Below are 17,577 nucleotides of genomic sequence, written 5' to 3'. Positions count from 1 at the left end.
CCGGCATCATCACCGACCGCCTGGAAGCCCATGAAAAACACGCCTGGATGCTGCGCGCGACGCTCGGCGGCAAGTAGGCTCAAGGCTGGGGTCCGAGGCGGGCGGCGATTTCGCCCGCCCGGGCCGTCCAGCAGCACTCATGACGCTCTCGCCAGGTCTCTACCTGGCCCTGCGGCCCGGCCAGGCGCCGGGCCGTTCGCTTGACGGCGGCTGGACGCACCACAGGGTCAAAGGCGCCGGTCAGGTGAAGTTGAGGCGCAGCGATCGGCGGCAGGTCGGCGGGGTCGAGACCCTGCAGCGGACTCAAGCCCCGGCTGGCCGTCCAGGCGCCCACATCCAGCGGCGCGGCGATGGTCACAAGACCGGCGAGATCATCCCGCCGCGCGGCCACCAGCGCAGCCATCACCCCGCCCCCTGACCAGCCCACCAACACCACCTTCTCCGCCCCGGCCCTGGCCATCAGGGCGCTGACCGCGGCGTCGGTCATCGCCACGGCCTCTGACGAAAACCGGTGGGTGGTCCAGTGGGCGGCCTCGCAGGCGACGTCCTCCACAAATTGGCAGGAGCGTCCCAGCCAGGCGGCGGGCCCCGGCCAGGCCTTGGCCAGATCCAGCCCCACGGCCCTCAAAGGGGTCGGATTGGCGCTCGCCCGACCATGGCGGTCATGGGCCTGGCCGTCACCCTCGATCACAATGGTCAAGATCTCGACCGGCGTGTCCGCAGACGGCATGGCGGCGGCGAGGGGACGCCCCGCCGCCGCCACTTCGAACCGCATCCATCCGTCGTCCAGGGGGTGGACGTGTCGGGCGGCGACGGGGGATGCGATCAGCAGCGGCGCCAGGAACAGGGGTGTCAGGCGCCGCCACATGAGGTGATCAGAAGGCCCGGCGCAGGGTGACGCCGAAGGTCGACTGGGATTCGTTGGACTTGCCGACCAGGGTCTGGGCGGTGAAGGCCAGGCTGAACAGCTCCGACACCGGAATGGCCACACCGGCGCCGATCAGGCCGTAGTCGGTGTCGACGCCGGGGGCGCCATCGGTCTGATGATTGAAGCTGGCCGAGACATAGGGCAGCCAGGCGCCGCCTGTGTAGAAGAGCGAGGCGCCGCCGGAGATCACGGTCATGTCCACCTTGTTCCCTGCGACCGGCCGGTTGGCGTTGTCCCGATAGGCGTCAGTCTCCGAAGAGGAGGCCGAAACGCCCAGGCCAGGGGTGAGAACCCAGCTGTCGCCCAGGGCGAACTGGGATTCCGCCGACAGCGAGCCCACGAACTGGGTCCGCTCGGTGGCGCCGAAACTGCGCAGCCCGGCGATGGTGCGGCCGTACTCGACGTCGAACGCGCCGTAGCCGACCGAGGCGGTCAGGCGCAGGGCCGGATCCTGAGACCAGCTGGCATAGAGGCCGACGCTCCATCCATCGGACTCATAGCTGGCGTTCGCCCCATCCAGGTCGATCTGGCTGTGCGCCACATAGCCGCCGAGGACCATGTCGCCAGCGCTCATATCAAGGCCAAGGGCCACGGCCCCGCCATAGCCGTCCTGGCCGACGCCGGGCCGGCTGTCTTCCACATAGGAGCCCGTGGCGTTGAGCCAGAGCCCCGCGCCGGAGGTTGAGGCCCCCGCTGAAGCGCCGCGATAGCCCCCCTGGTCGGTACGGCGCATGGGAAGCTGAGCGCTCAGGGCCGCCATCCCCATGGCCCGCAGGCGGCCATTGACGAACCCATCCAGGCTGCCGATCTGCATCCGGTCGCCGATCAGGGCCATGATCAGCTGGTCGGCCTCGGCCACCGAAATCAACTGCTCAGGAACCGAAAGGGTGACCACCGAGCCATCGGGATTGGTCACGGTGATAGAGCCATCATTGATCACCGGGGGCGCGGGCGGCGGCGTCGGGTCTGTCGGAGTCGTGGGGGGCGGGGTCGGCGTGACAGGGGGCGTCGGCGGGATCGGCGGCGGCGTCACCGGCGGTGGGGCGGACGACGGCTGGCCGAAGGCGATGGCGCAGGCGCCGGTGCCGGTCACCGCCTGGGTGATGGTGTTGACCTGGCAGGTGAAGGGAGAGGTGGTCCCGCCCTGGCTGATGGTGCCCACATAGTCGATGACGCCGGCCCCCGGCGCGACGCTGGTGAAGTTCACCGTGGCGGGATTGGCCCCGAAGTCCGGCCCGCCGCTGATCTGGACGGTGATGTCGTTGAGCCCACGGATGGTGGTCACCACTGTGGTGCCGTCGGCCAGGGTGACCGTGCTGCCCGCCGCCTGGGCCAGGGCTGCGCCCCCGGGGACGGCGACCGCCAGGAGAAGGGATGAGAAGAAGCTGGCCGCGAGCAAACGCATGATGAGGTACCCCGTGAAAGACGTGTGCGAAACTGTCGCACCTGCTCCACCACGGGTTGGCCTTCGGCCGCATGATCCATCTGGACTATGCGGCGGCCCTGGAAACGAAACGGGCGGCGCGGAAGTCCGCGCCGCCCGTCCTTCAGACCTCTGACAAGGTCTAGAAGCGGTACTGGAACTCCACGCCGAAGGTGCGCGGGAAGTTGAGCTTCACCGTCTGGCGGAAGGTCCCCAGGGCGGTCACAGCGCTCGGGGTGGAGCTCTGATAGGCCACTTCGTCCGTGACGTTCTTCACATAGCCGATCACGCTGAACCGCCGATCGACGTCGCGCCACAGGGCCCGCAGATCGACATTTTCATTCGACGGCGAGGTGTAGCGCGGCGAACCGAACACGCCGGTCTGCATCTCATCGGTATAGGTGTAGGTGACACCGAGCGTCAGGCTGCCCGGGGTGAAGTCCATGGTGTAGTTGCCGCCCAGATTGACCTTGTGTTCCGGCGTCATGGGCAGACGGCTGCCGACCAGGCTCTGGTTGCGGTTGCCATTGGGCAGGGGCGCGCCGACCGGACGGGCGCCCGGCTGGGCGGCCCTGGGATCGCTGGTGTCGACGTAGCAGCAACCCTCCGTGATCTCGGCGTTGATGTAGGCATAGCTGCCGAACAGTTGCAGCCCTTGCACCGGCGCCCACTGGCCTTCGACCTCAAGACCCCAGTTGCGCGCTTCGAGATTGAGGAACTGGGTGCCGGTCGAGCCGGTGGTCGGGTTAAGCACCACGGTGAGCGGCGCCTGGAAGCCCTGATAGTCAGCGTAGAACAGGGCGGTGTTGAGCTGGAACACCCCGCCCCAGGTCTTCTTCAGACCCAGCTCGTAGTTGTCCACATACTCAGCATCGGCATAGGGGAAGGGCGTCAGGCCGTTGGAGGCCAGCCAGCCCCCCGACTTGTAGCCGCGGCTATAGCGAAGATAGGCGTTGGTGCTGAAGTCCGGCTGCCACTGGACGCCGAGGGTGCCGGTGAAGGCGTCGTACTCAGCCGAAAGATCCCGCTCCAACCCGCCGCCGGAAACCTGACGCAGGTTGCTGTAAAGGGGATTGGCCAGGCAGGTGGCGATGGTCGGACCGCCGCAGACCACGAAGGTGGTGAAGTCGACGGCCGCAGCCTGGCCCTGCGCGGCGGGAATGCCGGCGGCGGCCAGCACCGTGGTGGTGGTGTTGGTCCGCGAGACATAACGGGCGAAGTCGGTGCCGGTCTTTTCATCCTTCGACCAGCGCAGGCCGGCCGTCAGGGTCCATTCGTCGTTCAGGTCATAGTCCACCTGGCCGAAGACGGCGTAGGAATTGACCTCCAGAGTGCCGTCAACGTGCAGATAGTTGCCGTTGGGGTTGGGCGGCGCGAGCCCGCCCGTGGCGAGGTTGAGGGGGTTCTGGACCGCCGGATCACCCAGCACCCGCAGGCCCTGGGGCTGCGAATAGTCCTGATGGTACTGATAGATGCCGGTGATCCACTGCAGCGGACCATCGGAATTGGACGACAGGTTGATCTCGTTCGACCACCACTTCTGCTTCTCCTGATAGAAGAAGCGCTGGTCTGGGGAGATGTTGGTGGCGGTGTAGGCGCCGAAGGGCGTCGCCGTGGGAATGCTGAATAGGCCCGTCCGCGCCGAGCGATCTTCGTCCCCGTTGGTGTTGTAGACGTAGCTCTGGATGCCCGCCAAGTACTTCAGCGTGGCGCCGCCCAGATCCCAGGTCAGGTCGAAGTGCAGGCGCTGATGGTCGCTGAGCTTGCCCTCGTTGGTCTGGTTGGTGTTGATCCTGTAGGGATCAGCCGTCCCTGGATTGACGCCCGCGAAGCCGAAGGTCGGGTTGTAGTACAGGGCCGAATTGCCAAGGCCGGTGGTCGAGGCGGTGTCATAGGGCGTGATCACCGCCTCATGGACGTTGCCGACGCCGTAGCTGTCATCCCAGTCGAACTTTGTGTAGCGCAGCCGGGCGACGATGTTCTCGCCAAGATCGGCCTCCACCTGGGCTTCGAACATCCAGCGCTTGACCGCGCTGGTGTCGCCGGCCGGGCCGATGTTTTCGATGAAACCCTCTTCGCGGCGCTGGACTGAGCCGCCGACCAGGAAGCGGAGGCCGTCAGTGACCGGCCCGCTCATCAGCAGGTCGGTCTGCCAGGTCCCGTAATTGCCGACCGTGGCGCGGAACTCGCCTTCGAATTCGTAGGCCGGCCGCTTGCCGATGATGTTCAGGGCGCCGCCGACCGAGTTACGGCCATACAGGGTGCCCTGGGGACCGCGCAGAATTTCCGTCCGCTCGATGAACAGGGACGGGGTCGAGGAGTCGGCCATCGAGTTGGAGAAGATGCCATCGGAATAGAGCGCCACCGACGGGTCGGTGCCGATGGCGTTGGTCAGGCGGCCAAAGCCCCGGATCGAGAGACGGTCATTGTTGGTGTAGGCCACGCTGGGCGAGTTCCGGGCCAGGTCTTCGACCGTGGTGATCCCTAGAAGGTCGCGGCGCTCGCTGGTGTAGGCCGTCACGGCGACGGGCACATCCTGCAGGCTCTGGTCCCGACGCTCGGCGGTGACGACGAGCTCCTCGAGCATGGTGGCCTGTTGGGCCAAGGCAGGCGTCGCGGCGGCGATGGCCGCAGTTGAGGCGCCCATGATGAATAGGCTGCGCAAGCGCAGGATGTTGGTCATTGTCTTCCTCCCAGCCGCCGCAGGCTCTTGATTGGCCCGTCGTGCGAAGTTGATAAGGGTCAAGCTGGACCAGTCGAACACTGTTCGGATAGGTGAAAATTCATTCCGGGGTCCTGGCGCCCGTCACAGGCGAATTGGACGCCCCGCAACCAGGATTTCCAGCCCCAGAACGGCTTCGCGGACCGTGTTCTCGTCCAGTCGACCGGGGCCGCCGCGGGCCAGGGCCAGGGCGGCGATTCCCCGGGCGCAGGCCCAGGCCGCCTGGGCGACCTGGCGGATCGCCTCGGTCTCCGCCCCCGCCCCGGCGTCCTCGGAGACCGCCAAGGCCATTTCGGCGAAGGCCTCGCCTTCGGCCGCCTCAACCTCCTCGCGGCGGCCGATGTCCCGCATCTCATACATCAGCCCATACAGGGCCGGACGAGCGCTTACGAAATCAAGATAGGCCATACCGGCGACTCGAAGACGGCCTTCCGGACCCAGCCGCTCCCGGGCCAGCCGCAAGGTGGCGGCCAATTCGCGGAACCCCTCAGCGGCGAGCCCCGCCAGCAGGGCGTGCTTGTCGGCATAGTGATAATAGACGGTGCCCAGAGCCACGCCGGTCCGGCGCGCGATGGCCCGCAGGCTGAGCGCCGAGGCCCCCTCGGACTCCAGCAGAGCGCTGGCGGCCAATGACAGCTGCGAGCGCACATTGCCCACATGATAGCTGCGTCGCCGCGCCAGCACCGCCGATGTCGTCTCCGTCGTACCCATCTGTGCTCCGGGGTGACGTGTGAACATCGGTAACCTACGCCAATTGACGTGGCGGCGCCCAAATCAATGCGCAGGGTCGGGGGGGTTCAACTGAAGGATGCGACCTGGGCGCCCAGCACAGCCACCAGGTCGGCCGGGGCGATACCGAGCTGAAGCCCGCGCTGGCCGCCATTGACGAAGACCGTGGGGCGCTCAAGGGCGCAGGCCTCGACCATCGTCGGGACCCGGCGGCGCTGGCCCAGGGGACTGACGCCGCCCACCTTGTAGCCGGTCACCCGCTCAGCCTCCTGGGGAGCCATCATCTGCGCGGTCTTGCCGCCGGCCGCCTGGGCCAGACGCTTCATGGAAACCTCCCGGTCAGAGGGCAGGACCACACAGTGGGGCTTGCCGTCCACCAGGGTCATCAGGGTCTTCAGCACGAGGGCGGGATCGACCCCGAGGCTGGCGGCGGCGGCCAGGCCGATCCGTCCAGCGGAGGGATCATAGACATAGAGATGCAGGGCGTAGGCCACGCCGGCGCGATCAAGGACGCGGGTGGCGGGCGTGGCTTTCGACATGGTCGCGCCCTTGCACCGGCCGCAGGCCGGGGTCAAGGCGTCGGCGCTCCTGGGCGGGCGCGGCGCCGGGCAACCGCGCCTGAAACAGCGTCGGGGTGAAAAGCGGTCCCGGCGCGATCATCGACGACCGCCCTTGACCGCCCGGAGCGCCGGCCTCGGGGCCGGGGCGGGGGGCGAGGCCTGCCAGACCTCTTCGTCCCAGGCGTCTTCCCACCAGGCGGGGCCGGCTTCGATCTTGCGACGTAGAGGGGCGTCGTCGATCACCCGCACCACCTCGGCCTCGGCCTCGTCCCAAATCACCGCCAGATCGAGACTGCGCGCGGCCTCCACAGCATTGAGTCGGCCCGCCTCGCGCAGTTCCGCCGCGCGGTAGGGCGACAGGGAGCGGCGCACCCGGCGGGGGCTGAGCCTGGCCTCCAGATCCGCGTGGGTCAGCACAGCGGCGATCAGGTCGGCGCCAGGGGCCTCCGGGCGCGCGGCCATGTCCACCAGCGGCGCAGCGGGACCGGTTCTGCGGCGGGTTGTATTGCGGGCGGCGGCCATGGGGTGTCTCCGTTTCCTCTCGACACCCTGGACCCTAGAGGGGGGATGCGTCAGAATCGGACGTAAGGAGCCGTCCATGCGACATGAAAAGGCCGCCCTGCTGCTGGAGCTGGCCAGGGCCCTGGCCAGCACCGCCGAAGGTCTGACCCTTGATGAGATGGCCGACCGGGTCGGGGTAGGCCGGCGCACCGCCGAGCGAATGCGCGACGCCCTGCGCGAGCTGTTCCCGCAGTTCGAGGAGATCGAGGATCCGCCCACCCGTCGGTTTCGTATCCCGGCGGGCCTGGACGCCCTGTTCCAGACCCCCGACGCCGAGGAGCTGGGCGCCCTGCGCGCTGCGGCTGAACAGTTCCGCGCCGCCGGCGCCCGGGGACGGGCCGCGGCCCTGACCCGGCTGGAAGCCAAGGTGCTGTCGGCGATGCGGGCGCCGGCCCGCCGACGTCTGGCGCCAGACCTGGAGGCCGTGTTGCAGGCCGAGGCCATCGCCCTGGCCCCCGGCCCTCGCCCGTTCGAGGATGAGATCGTCCTGCGGCAGGTTCGAGAGGCGATCATCGGCCTCAAGCGCCTGGCCTTCACCTATCTGGGCGGCAGCACCCCTGGCCGGCGGCGGGAGGTGACGCCCCTCGGCCTGCTGTTTGGCCGCAGCAATTATCTGCTCGCCGCCGAGGGAGAGGCGGGGGAGCCCAGGACCTGGCGCCTGGACCGGTTGGCCGAGGTCGCCGTGCTCGACCTTCCCGCCACGCCGCCCCCCGACTTTTCCCTGGCCGCCTTCGTCGATCGCAGCTTCGGCATCTATCAGGACGAGGTGGAGGCCGTGCGCCTCCGGGTCCGGCCCCATGGGGCGGAGGAGGCCTTGGGCTGGCGGTTTCACTCCACTCAGGAAATCTCCCCCCAACCGGATGGGTCGGTGCTGATCGCCTTTCGGGCCAGCGGCATGCGGGAACTCGCCTGGCACCTGTTCAGCTGGGGCGACAAGGTGGAGATTCTGGCGCCCCAGCGCCTGAAGGACATGATGGGTGAGCAACTGAGCTTGGCCTTGGCCGTTCATCAGGCTTAAGCATGGGCCTCTCATGACGCCGGAGCTTCAGCCTGTCCCGCCGCAACAGTCAGGTCCCCCTATGACCACGCGCCTCTCTGCGGCGGCGGGCGCCGCCATACGCCGGCTCCGGCGGGACCGCGGCTGGACCCTGGCCGATCTGAGCGCCCGCTCCGGGGTCCCCCTGTCGAGCCTCTCCAAGGTTGAGTTGGGCCAGACCTCCCTGGGCTACGAGGTGCTCATCAAACTCTGTCAGGCCTTGGAGATCGACATTGACCACCTGGTCAAGCCTGTCCCGGAGGGGGGCGGGCCGCCGCCGGCCGCCGGGCGTCGATCGGTGATCCGCGCCGAGGCCGGCGAACCCTGCGACCTCGGCGGCCTGTCTGGCCTGGCCGGCGCGACCGACCTATTGCGACGAAATTTCACGCCCCTGGTGCTTGAGGTGGTCGAGCCGCGACGGACCGGCGGCCTGCTGCGGGCGGCGGGCGAGGCCTATCTGATGGTCCTGGAAGGTCGCGCTGTGATGCATTCCGACGTCTATGCGCCCCTGTCCCTGTCCAAGGGCGACGGCGTCTATTTCGACGCCGAGATGGGCTTCGCCCTGACGGCCCAGGACGAAACCCCTGCGCGGGTGCTCTTGATCCACCAGGGTCAGAACGTTTCCGAAACCTAGCCTTCACCTGCACAGCGGCGCATGCCACGGGGCCGGAAGCTCCGCTTTGGACTTGCCAGAACCTTGGTCGATGGCGAGGATTTCCTTGTCCAGCCTATGCATGCCGAGGGCTCATGTTGCGATCAGTCATCCAAGCTCTCGCCGCTCTGGCGCTGGGCGCGCTGGTGGTCTCTCCCAGTCAGGCGGCGTCTCCACAGGCCGAGGCCCGCTTCAAGGCCGGCCAGCAGGCGCTGTATGGCGCCGACCCCGTCACAGCGCGCCGCGAACTTGGACAGGCTTGCGACGCCGGTCATTTCCGAGCCTGCACCCTGTTGGGGGACATAACGGCCAACGGCCGTGGCGGCCCAGCCGATCCGAAACGCGCCCGCGAACTCTACGCCAAGGCCTGCGTCGTCAACATCGCCTGGAGCGCGCTATCGGAGCCCGAGGCCTGCGTCTCTCTGGCGAAGATGCACATGAAGGGCGAAGGGGGCTCCAGACAGCCCGCACGCGCCGCCTATCTCTATTCCAGGGCCTGTGACATCGGCGACGGCGAGGCCTGCCATGCCCTGACGAACATCATGCTCGACAGTGTCATCATCCCCGTGAACTCCGACGCGACCCTAGGGTTGATCGCCACCCGAGCCTGTATCGCAAAGGACGCCGACTACTGTGACGCTCTGTTCGACAGCGGCCTCATCACCGAGGAGGAGTACCATGACTTCAAAAATGCCGTGCAGATCTTCAAGAGCGCCCACAGCCTGCCTGGCCTAGGCTACAGCGAGAAAAAGGCCATGCTGACAGACGCCTGCGAGATGGGTCTAGGGCGCGCCTGCGCCCGCGCGTCTTGGGAATGGCAGCACGGCTTCCAGAACATGCCTGTCGACAAGGCCCGCGCCCTGAACCTGTATCTGTCCGCCTGGGTCCTCGCCGACGGCGCCGGATGCGCGGAGTTGGGCGATGGCCTGCGCCGCGGGGATATTGCGCCAAAGAGCTTCGCCGAAGCCGCCGACGCCTACGCCCTGGCCTGCGAGGTGGCCTATCCGCCAGGCTGTCAGGCGCTGGCTGGCATGCACAGACGCGGAGAGATCACCGCAGACCTCGCCCTCGCCCGAGACCTGGAGCGCTTCGCCTGCGATAGCGGTTGGGGTTGCATGGCCTATGCCGACATGTTGGCCAAGGGCCAAGGCGGCGCCCCCGACCGGACCCGCGCTCGCCAGATTCTGCAGGCGGAGTGCGACGACAAGGACTTTTCCAGCAACGCCTGCGCCGCCGCCGCCCGCCTCGCAGCCACGCCCTGAGCGGGGCGCCCCTCGCGGCAAGCCCCGGGTGTGACATCGACGCCGCAGCGCGCCGGTTGAAGCCCGCCTCGGTTTCTCATATTGGAGAATCCTGCTCGGATTAACCCTATCTTTCATCGTATCCGGGAAAGAGTGCGAGGAGTCGCAGCCTGATTCGTCTTCGAGGCCACCCCCGCCATGTTCCTCGCCATCGCCCCTTCGGAGCTGTGCATGTCTGCGCCTGAGACACGCATGCCCCAAAAGGTGCGCGGGGCGACGCGAATCCTCGTGGTTGACGATTCTCCGGTCATCCGACTGCTGCTGGACGATGTGCTGAGCGCTGTGGGCTACGAGGTCCGGGTGGCCGAAGACGGGGCGAGCGCCCTCGAAATGATCGCCGCGCGGCGGCCAGATATCGTTCTCAGCGACCTGAACATGCCTGGCATGGATGGGTTCGCCCTGGTGGCCGCGATCCGCGCCCAGCCCTGTTTCGCCGATCTGCCGGTGGTGATCATCACCAGCGAGGAAGCCGAGGCCAAGCAGGCGCGAGGACGGGCCGAAGGTGTCGCTGGCTGGATCGTCAAGCCCTTCGAGCCGGCCGAACTCATCGAAGCCCTCTGGGATCTTGAGGTCTGAGGCGCGATGCCTTTGAGCAGATTCCCGCACAGGGGGATCCGAGGCCGTCTCCAGACTCTAGCCAGAGCGGCGTTGGGGTTCCTCATAGGCCCCGTCGCCGTCCAGGCGCGCAGCCCGCTCCACCAGGGCGCGCTCCAGATCCCGAGCGAGCCTGGCCTGGGACAAGCGCAGACCCTCTGAGCCGGGTGCGAACAGATCTGCCTGTCGGCCGTCATCAGTCTCCAGGCCAAGAGTCTCCCGGCCTAGAGCCTCGGTCAGGGCGGCGTGGGCCGCCGGTGACAAGGTCGCGATGGCCGCGACCATGGCCCGGCCGTAGGCGCTGATCTGGCGCACCTCAAATTGCAGGTGGTCGAGCCGACGACGAAGATCGTCGAGGCCCGCCGTCGGCGGTCCGTCCATGATGCCTCTGTGAACGCGCGCGGCGCCGTGGGGTCTGAGCGGCGCGGGACGATCCGCGCCAGCCGCATAACGGCGTCTTGTGACTGTTGAGGCCCACCTAGGGGGCGATGGCGGGGCTGTCAACGTGTAGGTGCGTTTGCACCATTTGTATCTGACCCTTGTGCGTTTGCACGAAGAGGTGTTCTGTCCCGCCTGGGGGACGCGCAATTGACCAAAGAAACCAAGCCTTACTTGAGGTCTGTGGACGCCGAGGCGGAATTTGGCCTCAATGTGCCGGAGTACTTTTTCTACCTGTTGTTCCAGGCGGTGCGACGGCGTGACGCGGCTTTTGAGCGGGCCCTGGCGCCCCTGGAGCTGAACCTTGGCCAGTGGCGAGCCATTTCCACGGTCCGCCGGTGCGGGACCTGCTCCATGTCTGACCTGGCGGCGTTCACCGCGGTCGACCGCACCACCCTCACGCGCAGCGTCGACCAGCTGGTTCGCCGAGGCCTGATGGTCCGGGAGACCCCCGCCACCGACCGTCGGCAGGTCCATCTGACCCTCACCGACCGAGGTCGGGCCATGTACGACAAGGCCGTGGACCAGCTGCTGGAATTCAATCGCACCGCCCTCGAGGGAGTGGACGAGACCCGTCGGCGAGAGATCAGCCGCGGCCTCGCCACAGTGATCGGCAACCTCGCCCCAGACCCGAAGGTCGCTGAAGCCTTGATCCGGTTTGAACCCGACCTGATGCGCGCGGCGCGCGGCTGAGCTCCTAGGGCGCGTCCCGATAAGTGGGGAACCGGTTATCGGAATGAAACGCACTCAAGACCTAGAGTTTAGAGCCTGATTCAACGATCAGACGATTCCGTCTGGTCGCGTCAGGCGATTGGCTCCGACAACAGGTTTTTTGCGACCTCCTCGCAAGACATGTGGCATGCTGGGGCCATGTCCGCGCCGCGCGATCCCGCAGATTCCTCTGAGGAGGACGCCCCGGCGCCGCCGGCGATGGCGCCCCCCACCTTGGCGACCCCCACCTTGGCGACCTGGGCGACCTTGATGTACCGCGCCCTGGGTATGGCGGCCCTGGGCATGGGCATTCTCGGCGCCTTCCTGCCCCTCTTGCCGACCACCGTGTTCCTGATCGTCGCCGCCTGGGCCTTCGGCAAGAGCGCGCCGAAGCTGCGCGCCCGTCTCTACGCCCACAAGCGTTTTGGCCCCACCCTGCGGGCCTGGGACCAGCACGGGGCGATCCCGCCGCGGGCCAAGCTCGCCGCTGTCATCGGCATGGGTCTGAGCCTGGTGATGGTGATGCTCACCGCCACCAACACGTGGGTTCCGATGGGCGTCGGCGTGGTCCTGACCTTCTGCGCCCTCTATGTGCTGACACGGCCCTCGGCCTGAAGCGGCGTCGCGCCAAACCGCTGGCGCAGCTGTGCGGCCCGCGCAGTGATCGCCTGGCGCTCGACCTCGCCCAGGCGGGCCAGGTTCTTGTAGGGAAGGGCCATGCGCGGGTTGGCGTCCAGGCGCGCCGCGTTCCGGTCGAGAAAGTCCCAATAGAGACTGTTGAACGGACAGGCCCGGTCGCCCAGCCGATCCTTCACCTCATAGGCGCAGGCTGAGCAGTAGTCGCTCATCCGGTTGATATAGGCGCCGCTGGCCGCATAGGGCTTGGACCCCACCAAGCCGCCATCGGCATAGGTGGCCATGCCGTGGGTGTTCGGCGCCTCCACCCACTCATAGGCGTCGGCATAGACCCCCAGGTACCAGGCGTTGATCTCGGCCGGCGCGACGCCGAGCAGCATGGCGAGATTACCGGTGACCATCAGCCGCTGGATGTGGTGGGCGTAGGCGTGGGCCCGGGTTTCGGCCACCACCGCGCCGACACAGGCCATGTCGGTCTCGCCGGTCCAGTAGAAGTCCGGCAGGCGGTTGGCGGCGCCGAGCGCATTGGTCTCCAGATAGGCCGGCATCTTCAGCCAGTAGACCCCGCGCACGAATTCCCGCCAGCCGAGGATCTGGCGGATGAAGCCTTCGACAGCGTTCAGGGGCGCCAGGCCCGCCCGCCACTCGGCCTCGGCCCGGCGACAGAGGTCGAGGGGATCGAGCAGGCCAAGGTTCAGCGCCGCCGAAAGCCGCCCATGCCAGAGCCAGGGCGCCCCCAGGGCCATGGCGTCCTGGTGGTCGCCAAAGCCGGCCAGGATGTCGGAGAAGAAGTGGTCGGCCAGTTGCTCGGCCTCAGCCGCATTGGTCGCCCAGCCAAAGGCCGAGAGGTCGCCAAACCCGTCGGGGACCAGGGCTTCGATTTCGGCGATCAGGCCTTGGGTCACCGCATTGGGCGCGATCATCACGCGTTCCGGCGCGCGGGCGTCCCTGGGCAGCCGGCGGCGGTTCTCCGCATCGAAATTCCAGCGGCCGCCCGCCGGCTGGGCGCCGTCCATCAGCAGGCCGTGGCGGCGACGCATGTCGCGGTAGAAGAACTCCATGCGAAGCTCCCGACGTCCCGTCGCCCACCGGGCGAAGGTGTCCGCGTCACAGAGGTAGCGGTCATCTTCGACCCGACGCAGGGGCGCTGGCAGGCTCAGCTCAAGCCCATCAAAGGCGCGCTCCAGGCGCCACTCTCCCGAGCGGGTAAGCCAGATCTCATCCGGCTGGAGAGCCTGGGCGGCGCGCTGCAGCTCGCCGCTCAGGCCGCCGCTGTTGTCGGGATCGTCGTGGCGGACGTAGCGCACCTCAAATCCGGCCGTCCGCAGGGCCTCGGCGTGCTGGCGCATGGCCGACAGGACCAGGACCAGTTTCTGGCGATGGTGCGGCGCGTAGGTCATCTCTTCGACGACCTCGGCCATCAGCACCACGTCCTGGCCGGGGTCGGCGTCGCGCAGGGATCCGAGCCGTTCTGGCGGCGACAGCTGGTCGCCCAGCACCAGGATCAGGCGTCTCACCATGGGATGGCCTGACCGTCCCAGGCGAAGAAGCCGCCACTGTCGGCCGGCGTCAGACCCTCAAGGACAGCGAGAAGCCGCCCAGCGGCGACGTCGGGGCTGAAGAGTTTTTCGGCGCTCACCCCGGCCTGGAACGGCGCCGACAGGCCGGTGTCCACCGTGCCCGGATGCAGGGCGACACAGATGGCCTGGGGCCGCTGGCGCGCCAGTTCGATGGCCAGGGTGTGGATCAACTGGTTGAGGGCCGCCTTGGAGGCCCGGTAACCGTACCAGCCCCCCAGATGATTATCCCCGATGCTGCCCACCCGGGCTGACAGGGCGGCGAAGACGCTCCGCCGATCCCGGGGCAGGCGCGGCAGGAAGTGTTTGGCCACGAGCGCCGGCCCCACCGCATTGTCAGCGAAGGCGGCCAGGAGCGCCTCGGCGTCCAGATGTCGCCAGGTCTTTTCCGGCTGCCGCCCCAGGGCCTGCAACCGCCCCGTCGCCACCAGGATCCGGTCGAGGGGCGTATCAGGGTCGATCGCCGCCGCCGCGGCGGCGATGGAGGCTTCCTCGCTCAGGTCGATAGGCCCCCAGGTCGCCTGCGGTGGCAGGTTTTCGGGGCGCGTGCGGGAGAGGGCCAGGATGGGTCCGCCGCCGGGGCGGGCGGCCAGGCGGGCGACCAGGGCCCCGCCGATGCCGCCACGGGCTCCAATGACGACGCTCGCGCCCATGGTTTCGGCTCCTGGAAACAAAGAGGTTCCGGCCCATCTACGGCCCGCGCGGACCCATTGATGCGCCCAAGTTCCGTCGGCGCACCGAAATCAGGGGCGCCAAAGAGTCGCAGGCGCTTGAATTTTTACCCGGCAATCCAATCTGTTGGAGGCGCTGGACGGCATCCCCCCACGACTGTTGAAAGACAGTTTGCCGTTTCCGCGCAGGGCGCGCCGGGCGTGAGACTGAGACGCTTCTCTCCCCCCAAGCCCCGTCCGGACTTCGTCGGGCGCGCCCACTTCTCTCGACCTATGGCGGCGCGCCGACCAGGATTTCGCGCTTGCCGGCATGGTTGGCGGGGCTGACCACGCCCTCCTGCTCCATCCGCTCAATGAGCGAGGCCGCCCGGTTGTAGCCGATCTGCAGACGGCGCTGGACATAGCTGGTGGAGGCCTTGCCGTCCCGGGTGACCACGGCCACGGCCCGGTCATAGAGATCATCGCCCGAGCCGCCGCCGGCCCCGAAGTCATCCCCGCCGCCATCCTCGTCATCGCCGCCAGCGGTGACGTCCTCCACATATTGCGGCTCGCCCTGGGCGCGCAGGAACTTGGCCACCGCCTCGACCTCCTCGTCGGAGACGAAGGGGCCGTGCAGGCGGGTGATGCGTCCGCCGCCGGCCATATAGAGCATGTCGCCCTGGCCGAGCAGCTGCTCGCCGCCCTGCTCGCCCAAGATGGTGCGGCTATCGATCTTCGAGGTCACCTGGAAGGAGATCCGGGTCGGGAAGTTGGCCTTGATGGTGCCGGTGATCACATCCACCGACGGACGTTGCGTGGCCATGATCAGGTGAATGCCGGCCGCCCGGGCCATCTGGGCCAGGCGCTGGACGGCGCCCTCCACGTCCTTGCCCGCCACCAGCATCAGGTCAGCCACCTCGTCGATGACCACCACCAGATAGGGCATGGGCTTGGGATCGATCCGCTCGCTCTCATAGACCGGCCGGCCGCTGTCATCGAAGCCGGTCTGGACGGTGCGCTCGAAATGCTCGCCCTTGGCCGCGGCCTCCTTGGCGCGCTCATTGTAGGAGGCGACGTTGCGGACGCCGATCTTCGACATCAGGCGATAGCGGTCCTCCATCTCGCGGACGGTCCATTTCAGCGCGACGATGGCCTTTTTCGGGTCTGTCACCACCGGCGCCAGAAGGTGCGGGATACCGTCATAGACCGACAGCTCCAGCATCTTGGGGTCGATCATGATGAACCGGCACTGGTCCGGCGCCAGGCGGTAGAGGATCGACAGGATCATGGCGTTGACCCCCACCGACTTGCCCGAGCCGGTGGTGCCGGCGATCAGCAGGTGGGGCATTTTCGAAAGGTCGGCGATATAGGGCTCGCCACCGATGTTCTCGCCGAGCGCCATGGGCAGGGCGAGCGTCGAGCGCTCGTATTCGGGGCTGGCCAGCAGGTCGCGCAGATAGACGGTCTCGCGCTTCTGATTGGGCAATTCGATGCCGATGGCGTTGCGGCCGGGCACCACGGCCACCCGGCAGGCCGCGACACTCATCGAGCGGGCGATATCGTCCGACAGCGCCACCACCCGGGCAGACTTCACCCCGGGCGCAGGCACGAGTTCGTAGAGGGTGACCACGGGGCCGGGGCGGATCTGATCGATCTGACCGCGGACGCCGAACTCGGCCAGCACGCCTTCCAGCAGCTGGGCGTTCTGGCGCAGGGCGCCCTCGTCGAAGGCCGCCGCCCGGGGCTTGGGCTTGGCCAGCATGGACAGCTCAGGCAGCGAGAAGCCGTCGGGGCGGACGAAGTCGAACACCCCCTGGTTCTCGCGGCTCTCACGGGAGGAATCTCGCGGCGGAGTCTTGGGGGCGCGGATACTGAGGTTCGGCGTGGGCTCGCTGGCCTCATCACCCGCCATGGCGGCCTGAGGGTGGGCCACGGGGGCGGCCCCCAGGGCCTCAGGGGGAATTTCGGCGGCGCGGGCGGCCCGGCGAGCCCGGGCGGCCCGGGCCGGCGCTGGCGGCGCCGGGGGTTCGATTTCCACCTTGGGTCGGGGAGTCAGGGCGTGGGCCATGCCTTCGGCCAGGCTCGACAGGTTCAGGCGCCGGACCCCAAGGGCGTAGGCCATGGCGACGGCCCCGGCCAGACCGAGGATCAGGGCCGCCAGGGGGCGTGCGCCTGGAATCCGGGCAAAATCCAGAAGACCTGCGAGACCGGTCAGAAGCCCATGGCCCCAGAAGCCGCCCAACCCTTTGGCCAGGGGCCAGACCGCCGGAGGGGCGGGCCAGGCCAACAGGGCGGCCAGGCCGAGCACGCCGGCCAGCCCGACCACCGCTCGGAGACGCAGGTCGGCCCGCGTGGCGTCCGGATCGGGGGACAGAGCCCGAGACAACCCCAGCAACACCATCATCAGGGCCGCGAGGGCCGCCGTCAGCCCCAGGGACTGGATGGCGACATCGGCGATGGTCGCGCCAGGCCCTCCCAGGACGTTGAGCGGCGGATGAGGCGTGGCCGAATTGAAGCTGGGATCAGCGGCGTTATAGGTCGCCAGGGCCAGGGCCGCGGCGACGCCGGCGGCCGCCAGCAGCCCGCCGCGCAGCCGCGCGGTCAGGGGATGGGTCCATGCGAGCCGGGCGATGTACAGCCCAAGCTCCAGACCTGACTTCCGCGCCGCCCGCGCCATAGGGCCTCCAAATCAACTGGCGCCCATCTATGGGGATGGAGGGTTAAGAGGCGTTTACCCCGTCTCGTCCGGACGCCGCGGGCCAGTGACGCAGGAAGCCGCCGTCTTGGCGATGATGGCGCTTCCGCTTCGCCCCGCGCCGCTCTAGGTTTCGGCGCATGTGGACCGTTCCTCGACCCGTTCTGCGCCTCGTCGCGCTGCTGCTTCTGGCCTGCGCCGCCGGGGCCTTCGCCCTTGGCATTCTGGGCGCCGAACCCCGGGGGGGGCGACTGCCAGGAGAAACCCTCGCCAGCGAGGGGGTCGCCCCGGTGACGGCTACGGACGCCCAGGCCTTGGACGCCGATGTGCGAACCCTGGCGCCGGTGCAGGCGGCGGCCGACGC

The 17,577-nt window shown here is 68.2% G+C and carries 17 protein-coding genes; 7 read left to right on the top strand and 10 right to left on the bottom strand.

What is annotated here, in order from left to right:
• Positions 1-79 precede the first annotated feature (79 nt).
• The 6 genes from Q7V15_RS08290 to Q7V15_RS08265 form a co-directional block, all read right to left on the bottom strand.
• Positions 80-868 carry an alpha/beta fold hydrolase gene (locus Q7V15_RS08290; protein ID WP_304755006.1) on the bottom strand — a complete coding sequence of 263 codons (789 nt, stop codon included), beginning with the start codon at positions 866-868 and terminating at the stop codon, positions 80-82.
• A 7-nt stretch (positions 869-875) separates the two neighbouring features.
• On the bottom strand, positions 876-2,333 hold the full coding sequence (locus Q7V15_RS08285) for an autotransporter outer membrane beta-barrel domain-containing protein (protein ID WP_304755005.1): 1,458 nt from the start codon (positions 2,331-2,333) through the stop codon (positions 876-878).
• Positions 2,334-2,493: 160 nt separating this feature from the next.
• Positions 2,494-5,034, bottom strand: coding sequence for a TonB-dependent receptor (locus tag Q7V15_RS08280; RefSeq protein ID WP_304755004.1), 2,541 nt, complete (start codon positions 5,032-5,034; stop codon positions 2,494-2,496).
• Positions 5,035-5,157: 123 nt separating this feature from the next.
• Entirely contained in the window at positions 5,158-5,811 is a 654-nt protein-coding gene (locus tag Q7V15_RS08275; RefSeq protein WP_304755003.1) for a TetR/AcrR family transcriptional regulator, read from the bottom strand.
• Positions 5,812-5,870: 59 nt separating this feature from the next.
• The gene (gene ybaK, locus Q7V15_RS08270; RefSeq protein ID WP_304755002.1) at positions 5,871-6,341 is read right to left on the bottom strand and encodes a Cys-tRNA(Pro) deacylase; all 471 of its coding nucleotides are present in this window, start codon (positions 6,339-6,341) and stop codon (positions 5,871-5,873) included.
• A gap of 117 nt (positions 6,342-6,458) precedes the next feature.
• Entirely contained in the window at positions 6,459-6,884 is a 426-nt protein-coding gene (locus Q7V15_RS08265) for a hypothetical protein (protein ID WP_304755001.1), read from the bottom strand.
• Between the two features lie 76 nt (positions 6,885-6,960).
• On the opposite strand from Q7V15_RS08265, the gene Q7V15_RS08260 reads away from it, so the two are divergent.
• From Q7V15_RS08260 to Q7V15_RS08245, 4 genes are all read left to right on the top strand, one after another.
• Positions 6,961-7,941, top strand: coding sequence for a YafY family protein (locus Q7V15_RS08260; protein ID WP_304755000.1), 981 nt, complete (start codon positions 6,961-6,963; stop codon positions 7,939-7,941).
• A 61-nt stretch (positions 7,942-8,002) separates the two neighbouring features.
• The gene (locus tag Q7V15_RS08255; RefSeq protein WP_304754999.1) at positions 8,003-8,593 is read left to right on the top strand and encodes a helix-turn-helix domain-containing protein; all 591 of its coding nucleotides are present in this window, start codon (positions 8,003-8,005) and stop codon (positions 8,591-8,593) included.
• Between the two features lie 113 nt (positions 8,594-8,706).
• Positions 8,707-9,873 (top strand): tetratricopeptide repeat protein, encoded by a 1,167-nt coding sequence (locus Q7V15_RS08250; RefSeq protein WP_304754998.1) that lies wholly within the window; start codon positions 8,707-8,709, stop codon positions 9,871-9,873.
• Positions 9,874-10,083: 210 nt separating this feature from the next.
• Positions 10,084-10,488 (top strand): response regulator, encoded by a 405-nt coding sequence (locus Q7V15_RS08245; protein ID WP_304754997.1) that lies wholly within the window; start codon positions 10,084-10,086, stop codon positions 10,486-10,488.
• 57 nt (positions 10,489-10,545) lie between these two features.
• On the opposite strand, the gene Q7V15_RS08240 is transcribed toward Q7V15_RS08245, so the two are convergent.
• Entirely contained in the window at positions 10,546-10,887 is a 342-nt protein-coding gene (locus Q7V15_RS08240; RefSeq protein ID WP_304754996.1) for a hypothetical protein, read from the bottom strand.
• Between the two features lie 240 nt (positions 10,888-11,127).
• Here Q7V15_RS08240 and Q7V15_RS08235 point away from each other — a divergent pair, with 240 nt between their 5' ends.
• Positions 11,128-11,637, top strand: a complete 510-nt coding sequence (locus Q7V15_RS08235) for a MarR family winged helix-turn-helix transcriptional regulator (RefSeq protein WP_304755007.1) — start codon at positions 11,128-11,130, stop codon at positions 11,635-11,637.
• 177 nt (positions 11,638-11,814) lie between these two features.
• Positions 11,815-12,270 (top strand): YbaN family protein, encoded by a 456-nt coding sequence (locus Q7V15_RS08230; protein ID WP_304754994.1) that lies wholly within the window; start codon positions 11,815-11,817, stop codon positions 12,268-12,270.
• Here Q7V15_RS08230 and Q7V15_RS08225 read toward each other — a convergent pair.
• The 3 genes from Q7V15_RS08225 to Q7V15_RS08215 all read right to left on the bottom strand — a co-directional run bounded on the left by Q7V15_RS08225 (position 12,243) and on the right by Q7V15_RS08215 (position 17,195).
• Positions 12,243-13,811, bottom strand: a complete 1,569-nt coding sequence (locus tag Q7V15_RS08225) for a cryptochrome/photolyase family protein (protein ID WP_304754993.1) — start codon at positions 13,809-13,811, stop codon at positions 12,243-12,245. The genes Q7V15_RS08230 and Q7V15_RS08225 overlap by 28 nt on opposite strands.
• Positions 13,805-14,521: an SDR family NAD(P)-dependent oxidoreductase gene (locus Q7V15_RS08220; protein WP_304754992.1), complete on the bottom strand. Its 717-nt coding sequence runs from the start codon at positions 14,519-14,521 to the stop codon at positions 13,805-13,807. The genes Q7V15_RS08225 and Q7V15_RS08220 overlap by 7 nt, the downstream gene beginning before the upstream one ends.
• Before the next feature lie 289 nt (positions 14,522-14,810).
• Entirely contained in the window at positions 14,811-17,195 is a 2,385-nt protein-coding gene (locus tag Q7V15_RS08215; protein WP_304754990.1) for a DNA translocase FtsK, read from the bottom strand.
• A 158-nt stretch (positions 17,196-17,353) separates the two neighbouring features.
• Here Q7V15_RS08215 and Q7V15_RS08210 point away from each other — a divergent pair.
• On the top strand, positions 17,354-17,577 hold a 224-nt coding region (locus Q7V15_RS08210; protein ID WP_304754989.1), incomplete at its 3' end, for a hypothetical protein.

This window comes from Phenylobacterium sp. (genome assembly GCF_030651755.1).
In the GTDB taxonomy this organism is placed as follows: domain Bacteria; phylum Pseudomonadota; class Alphaproteobacteria; order Caulobacterales; family Caulobacteraceae; genus Phenylobacterium.
Note: the sequence above shows the minus strand (reverse complement) of the source record. Positions and strands in the feature narration are given on the sequence as shown.

Bases quoted from the DNA above. Each gene is read 5' to 3' on its own strand.
- Q7V15_RS08245 (WP_304754997.1), top strand. From the start codon at position 10,084: ATGTCTGCGCCTGAGACACGCATGCCCCAAAAGGTGCGCGGGGCGACG.
- Q7V15_RS08250 (WP_304754998.1), top strand. From the start codon at position 8,707: ATGTTGCGATCAGTCATCCAAGCTCTCGCCGCTCTGGCGCTGGGCGCG.
- Q7V15_RS08290 (WP_304755006.1), bottom strand. From the start codon at position 868: ATGTGGCGGCGCCTGACACCCCTGTTCCTGGCGCCGCTGCTGATCGCA.
- Q7V15_RS08260 (WP_304755000.1), top strand. From the start codon at position 6,961: ATGCGACATGAAAAGGCCGCCCTGCTGCTGGAGCTGGCCAGGGCCCTG.
- Q7V15_RS08220 (WP_304754992.1), bottom strand. From the start codon at position 14,521: ATGGGCGCGAGCGTCGTCATTGGAGCCCGTGGCGGCATCGGCGGGGCC.
- Q7V15_RS08280 (WP_304755004.1), bottom strand. From the start codon at position 5,034: ATGACCAACATCCTGCGCTTGCGCAGCCTATTCATCATGGGCGCCTCA.
- Q7V15_RS08255 (WP_304754999.1), top strand. From the start codon at position 8,003: ATGACCACGCGCCTCTCTGCGGCGGCGGGCGCCGCCATACGCCGGCTC.
- Q7V15_RS08275 (WP_304755003.1), bottom strand. From the start codon at position 5,811: ATGTTCACACGTCACCCCGGAGCACAGATGGGTACGACGGAGACGACA.
- Q7V15_RS08215 (WP_304754990.1), bottom strand. From the start codon at position 17,195: ATGGCGCGGGCGGCGCGGAAGTCAGGTCTGGAGCTTGGGCTGTACATC.
- Q7V15_RS08225 (WP_304754993.1), bottom strand. From the start codon at position 13,811: ATGGTGAGACGCCTGATCCTGGTGCTGGGCGACCAGCTGTCGCCGCCA.
- Q7V15_RS08265 (WP_304755001.1), bottom strand. From the start codon at position 6,884: ATGGCCGCCGCCCGCAATACAACCCGCCGCAGAACCGGTCCCGCTGCG.
- Q7V15_RS08240 (WP_304754996.1), bottom strand. From the start codon at position 10,887: ATGGACGGACCGCCGACGGCGGGCCTCGACGATCTTCGTCGTCGGCTC.
- Q7V15_RS08230 (WP_304754994.1), top strand. From the start codon at position 11,815: ATGTCCGCGCCGCGCGATCCCGCAGATTCCTCTGAGGAGGACGCCCCG.
- Q7V15_RS08285 (WP_304755005.1), bottom strand. From the start codon at position 2,333: ATGCGTTTGCTCGCGGCCAGCTTCTTCTCATCCCTTCTCCTGGCGGTC.
- ybaK (WP_304755002.1), bottom strand. From the start codon at position 6,341: ATGTCGAAAGCCACGCCCGCCACCCGCGTCCTTGATCGCGCCGGCGTG.